We start from the raw sequence: 5,091 nt of genomic DNA on the forward strand, positions 1-5,091 counted from the left end.
AAATGTCCAAATTTGTAGAATGGCAAAAGTACCATTTTTGGGGTATAATGATTGTTCGTGAAAAAAGAAAGGTGTTGAATATGGAGTCATCTTACATTCAAATTATTAATCAAAACTTACCATTTAATAAGAAGCAAATTGAAAATGTATTGGGATTGCTAGAAGAAGGCAATACCGTACCTTTTATCGCTCGTTATCGTAAGGAAGTTACGCAGTCATTAGACGAGGTTCAAATTAGAGAAATTGAACATGCTTACCAATATACGAAACAATTAGAGGAAAGAAAATCATCGGTTCTTGCAAATATTGAAGAACAAGGAAAATTAACAGATGATCTAGCAAAAAAAATTAAACAAGCGACAGTTTTGCAAACGGTTGAAGACCTTTATGCGCCTTATAAACAAAAACGTCGTACAAAGGCAACCATTGCCAAAGAGAATGGTTTAGAAGATCTTGCTAAATGGTTGTTTTCATCACCAGCTACAGGTAATATTCAAGCGGAAGCTAAAAAATTCTTAAATGACGAAATTCAAAACATTAAAATGGCCTTGGATGGGGCACACGAAATAATGGCTGAATGGATTGCAGAAGATGCAGATATTCGTCTATGGTTACGTAAATATACATTAAAAGAAGGAAAATTAACCAGTCTAAAACGTAAAAATGCGGAAGATGAAAAAGCTATCTTCGAAATATATTATGATTTTAGCCAAAATATCCAAAATGTGAAGCCTTATCAGGTATTAGCAATTAACCGGGCTGAAAAGTTGAAAATTCTAAATGTTTCTATTGAAGCAGACGAGTTTCCAATTATTGAACATCTAGTTCATCGCTTCATTAAAGGTCACCCAGTGTCAACTCGCGAAATCCAAGCGGCTATACAAGATTCATTAGATCGTTTCTTAAAACCTTCTATTGAAAGAGAATTGCGTTCTAAATTAACTGAAACAGCTGAGCAACACGCTATTGCTACGTTTTCAACGAATTTGGGTAACTTGTTAATGCAACCACCATTGAAGGGGCGCGTTGTTTTAGGTTTAGACCCAGCCTTTAGAACCGGTTGTAAGTTAGCTGTAGTTGATGCCACAGGTAAAGTTTTGGCTAAAGATGTGATTTATCCGCATGCACCAGTCAATAAAAAAGCTGAAGCCAGCAAAAGATTCAATGAATTAATCAAAACTTATCAAGTGGAAATGGTTGCGATTGGTAACGGCACAGCAAGTCGTGAGTCTGAACAATTTGTTGCTGAACAAATCCAAGATAATGACTTAGACTTGGTTTATAGCATTGTCAATGAAGCTGGTGCTTCAGTTTATTCAGCTAGTGAAATTGCCCGCGAAGAATTCCCTGAGTATAATGTTGAAGAACGTTCAGCCGTTTCTATCGCGCGTCGCTTGCAAGACCCATTGGCTGAATTGGTAAAAATTGAACCTAAAGCCATTGGAGTAGGTCAATACCAACATGATGTGTCTCAAAAAGAACTTGCTGAAAGCTTAGATTTCACTGTTGAAACTGTGGTTAACCGGGTTGGCGTCAACTTAAATACAGCTTCCGCTTCATTATTGAGCCATGTTGCCGGCTTATCGATGGCAGTTGCTAAAAATGTCGTTGAGTACCGAAATGAGAATGGTGTCTTTACTGACCGCAAGCAATTAGGTAAGGTAAAGCGTTTAGGACCTAAAACTTATGAACAAGCGGTTGGTTTCATCCGTATTACAGGGGGCGACAACATTTTAGATAATACAGGTATTCACCCTGAAAATTATAAGGAAGTTAAGGCGATTCTGAAAGACTTAGGTATTTCTTTAGAAGAACTTCAAAGTGAAGAAGCCAGAAAAACAATTGCCAATTTTGATTTAGATGTCTTATCTGAAGCATACGGTATTGGTAAAGAGACCTTAGTAGATATCCAAAAGTCACTACTGACACCAGGACGTGATCCACGTGAAGACGTTGCTGCGCCAATTTTAAGATCTGATGTTCTTTCGTTGAAAGATTTGAAAGTAGGAATGAAATTACAAGGTACAGTGCGTAATGTTGTCGATTTTGGTGCCTTTGTCGATGTTGGTGTTAAACAAGATGGTTTAGTTCATATTTCGAGAATGTCTACAAAATTCGTAAGTAACCCAAGTGATATCGTTTCTGTAGGTGATATTGTTGAAGTTTGGGTATCTGAAGTAGACGAGAAAAAAGGTCGAATCGGCTTAAGCATGCTTGAAATTAAATAAATTAGAAAGTAATTAAAATTAAATTAAAAAAATGCTTGATTATTCTATTTTATTTGTTATATTTAAATTAACTTAAAGAGAGGAAGGTAGAAACGATGATGACTGTACATTCAAATATGCAAGCGGAATTTGTTTCTGCTTTCCCACATCAAAATTTATTATTATTATTAGCTAACTGAGGATTCTACCATATATTGTAGAGTCCTATTTCTCGTGAGATACGGGCTCTTAGCTTAAACGCCGGCCCGTTTGAACGGGTCGGCGTTTTTTTATTTGGCTAAGTTGTTATATGTGGCTCTTTAGTTATGTTTGGGTTGGAGACAATATTTACAAATAGATGGGAGAAATCTTTTATGAAAAACATGAAATTTACTAAAATGCTAACAACTATCTTTGCGGCTTCTATTATAGTAGCTGGTTGCTCACAAGCAACTACTGCCACTTCTAATAATTCAAATTCGTCATCCTCTTCAGAGGTGTCAACTAGCGATTCAGATACGGTGAATATTGGTGGACTTTGGGAACTAACTGGTGCTACTGCGGCTTATGGTGTGGTCCAAGATAATGCTGTCCAATTGGCGGTTGAACTACGGAATGAAGAGGGCGGAATTGACGGAAAAGAAGTGAGTTATCAATCTTACGACAATCAAGGTACACCAGAAGAAGCCGCTACAGGTATGACTTATTTAATTGAGCAAGGCAATTCAGTCGTCCTTGGACCCGCTACAGCGGCCTTAACTTTTGCTACGCAACCAGTTGCTGAAAATGCGCAAGTGCCATTTGTGTCCGCAACGACTACAGTAGATAATGCAACCATTAACTCAGAAACGGGTGAAGTATGGGAATACTTCTACCGGACAAGTTTTGAAATTTCTTTCCAAGGTGCTGCTATCGCCGAGTTTGCCAACCAAAATGGCTATGAAACTGCCGCTGTATTGAAAGACAACTCGACTGATTATGGTCAAAACCTAACAGATATCTTTGTTGAAAACTTTGACGGAGACGTGATCATTGATGAATCATATATTTCTGGTGATACAGACTTCAGCTCAGTCCTAACAAATGTTAAATCTCAAAGTCCTGATGTAATCTTTATTGCAGGTTACTATCAAGAAGCTGGTCCAATCATTAAACAAGCCAGAGAAATGGGTATCGATATTGCGATTGTTGGTCCTAATGGTTTGGGTAACCAAAATATTGTCGAACTAGCAGGTGCTGAAAATATGACCAATGTCTATTACGTAGCCCATTTCGTATATACAGAAGATGCTGACCAGGATGTACAAGACTTCTATAATGCTTATGTTGAAAAATTTGGTACTGAACCAGATATGTTCTCTGCAGTAGCATATGACGCAGCAAATATGGTGATGAACGCGATTGATGCAGCCGATTCTACAGATCCAACAGCCATCAAAGACGCTATTGGCGCAACAGAAGGATTTGAAGGTATCACTTATGATATTACCTTTGATGAAGAACATAACGTATCTGCACCGGCTTATATTCAAGAAGTAGTTAACGGCGAACCAACCGAAAATGTTACAGTAATTCAACCAGATTAAGTTGAAAAATCTGTACTTTAATCAAGTAAATGATAAAATGTATGTAAGCACTTAAAATCTATTGATAAATAGGGAGGGTTCTTCATGAAAATTAAACAATATATGAGTAAAGATGTTGTCACTGTTTCACCGGAGACTTCTGTAACAGAAGCTGTGGCCAAAATGGAAAGTCACCAGATACATAATCTGCCGGTTACTAAGAATGGTCAATTTGTTGGGTTAATTACACAAGACATTATTGATGCAAAATCCGCTTCAGATGCGACAAGTCTAAGTGTTTACGAATTAAACTACATTCTTTCTCAAGCTGATGTTGAAAAATTCATGGACAAGAAAGCAGCAACTGCCACTACTGAGTGGATGGTAGAAGAAGCAGCGGAATATATGCGTACGAATAACCTACGCGTGTTACCAATTGTTGATGAAAATAAAACAGTTCAAGGGATTGTAACTTATAAAGATATCTTCAAATCCTTAATTGACTTATCTGGTTATAAACCAGGTGATAAAGGTAGCCGTATTGTCGTAAAAGTTGTCGAAGATAGAGTAGGGGTCCTTTCAGAAATTACCAAAGTCCTTGCTGACGCGAGTGTAAGTGTATCGCATATCTTTGTGAATGATGAAGATGGTATTGAAATTACAATTCAAGTTCATGCTGGCCAAGGTGACAATGCTAAATCAGCTATTGAAACTGCTGGTTATGAAGTTGTCACATTATAATGTTATATAGAAGAAAAGTGGTTCAGATTTCAACATCTGGACCGCTTTTTGTATTGCCTAAGTCAGTATTTACGACAAAATTTCTGTTATTTAGTAGACTTTTTCAATCAAAAAAACCAGTCAAACCCTTATGAAATAAAAGATCTGACTGGTTTTTAAATGTGTTAAAAGTACATATGCGGCTAACAAGATTTGAACTTGCACGAGAATACTCTCACTGCCCCCTCAAGGCAGCGCGTCTGCCGTTCCGCCATAGCCGCGAATCTAGACTTCTAATGAAGTCTAGTGAAAATTAATAGATTAAACCAACTAAGAAAATGACTGCTAAAAAGAATAGTAATAAAACACCTAAAATACTATAGAAGGCTTTAGATTTGTTAACATTACCTGATTGCAAAAAATGTATTGTCATGGTAATAATCAGTAAGGAAATTTGCACTAAAGTCAATAATAGCACAATAATCATAAAAATCAATGGCGCTAGTAATGAGCTTAAGAAGCAAATGATAGCGACAATTACTGAGATACTATTCATACCGAAGAAATGGGTCAGCCATACATTATTACTCATTTTTTCG

Annotated in this window: 3 protein-coding genes, 1 tRNA gene and 1 pseudogene; 3 read left to right on the forward strand and 2 right to left on the reverse strand. The window is 36.9% G+C overall.

Annotated features, from left to right (window positions below; all coding sequences use genetic code 11):
* Nucleotides 1-80: 80 nt before the first annotated feature.
* The 3 genes from ACRCJ0_RS09190 (at nt 81) to ACRCJ0_RS09200 (ending at nt 4,513) form a co-directional block, all read left to right on the forward strand.
* Nucleotides 81-2,228, forward strand: coding sequence for a Tex family protein (locus ACRCJ0_RS09190; RefSeq protein WP_431390257.1), 2,148 nt, complete (start codon nt 81-83; stop codon nt 2,226-2,228).
* Between the two features lie 353 nt (nt 2,229-2,581).
* Nucleotides 2,582-3,793 (forward strand): ABC transporter substrate-binding protein, encoded by a 1,212-nt coding sequence (locus tag ACRCJ0_RS09195; RefSeq protein ID WP_419971305.1) that lies wholly within the window; start codon nt 2,582-2,584, stop codon nt 3,791-3,793.
* A gap of 84 nt (nt 3,794-3,877) precedes the next feature.
* Entirely contained in the window at nt 3,878-4,513 is a 636-nt protein-coding gene (locus tag ACRCJ0_RS09200) for a CBS domain-containing protein (RefSeq protein WP_419971304.1), read from the forward strand.
* 177 nt (nt 4,514-4,690) lie between these two features.
* Here the strand turns inward: ACRCJ0_RS09200 and ACRCJ0_RS09205 are convergent.
* Together ACRCJ0_RS09205 and ACRCJ0_RS09210 are read right to left on the reverse strand one after the other, a co-directional pair.
* A tRNA-Leu gene (locus ACRCJ0_RS09205) sits at nt 4,691-4,773 on the reverse strand.
* Nucleotides 4,774-4,805: 32 nt separating this feature from the next.
* Nucleotides 4,806-5,091: pseudogene (locus tag ACRCJ0_RS09210) on the reverse strand (hypothetical protein); the annotation flags it as partial.

This window comes from Aerococcus sp. L_32 (genome assembly GCF_050689315.1).

Excerpts from the sequence above, each read along its gene's own strand:
- ACRCJ0_RS09190 (WP_431390257.1), top strand. The coding sequence starts at position 81 with ATGGAGTCATCTTACATTCAAATTATTAATCAAAACTTACCATTTAAT.
- ACRCJ0_RS09195 (WP_419971305.1), top strand. The coding sequence starts at position 2,582 with ATGAAAAACATGAAATTTACTAAAATGCTAACAACTATCTTTGCGGCT.
- ACRCJ0_RS09200 (WP_419971304.1), top strand. The coding sequence starts at position 3,878 with ATGAAAATTAAACAATATATGAGTAAAGATGTTGTCACTGTTTCACCG.